At 62.0% G+C, this 434-nt stretch carries 1 protein-coding gene; it reads right to left on the reverse strand.

Annotation, left to right across the window (positions count from 1 at the left end; translation table 11 throughout):
• On the reverse strand, positions 1-434 hold a 434-nt coding region (locus ACK6BI_RS28045), incomplete at both ends, for a hypothetical protein (protein WP_409319668.1).

A 434-nucleotide genomic window follows, 5' to 3' on the forward strand; every position in this document is an offset into this window, starting at 1 on the left:
AGTGCCGGCGTTGCTGTCGTTTACGGCTTTTGGCAGGTCGTCGACGATGTTGACGTCGAGGCTGGCATTGGCGGTGGTGCCGTTGTCATCCACCACGGTGACGGCGAACTGTTCGCTCAGGGTGTTGGCGCCGTTGGCAGTTGGGTGTGCGTCGTTGTGGTCGAGGGTGTAGCTGTAACTGACAACGCCGGTCGTGGCATTGAACCCGGTAATCGTCAGCGTGCTGCCCAATGGCGTGGTCACCGATTGCGGAAAGCCTGCGGCCACGCCGTTGGTGACGACGGCGATACCGCCCACGGTCAACGTGGTCACTCCATCCAAAGCAGTGATGGTGAACGTGCCGCTTTGGGTCAGCGCGGTGGCATCCGGCGCACTGCCAGTGCTGAGGTTTTTCTCGTAGACGGTGAGTTCGCCGCCGTTCACATCCAGGCCGC

The sequence above is a fragment of the Pseudomonas sp. KCJK9016 genome (assembly GCF_046231795.1).
GTDB lineage: Bacteria > Pseudomonadota > Gammaproteobacteria > Pseudomonadales > Pseudomonadaceae > Aquipseudomonas > Aquipseudomonas bananamidigenes.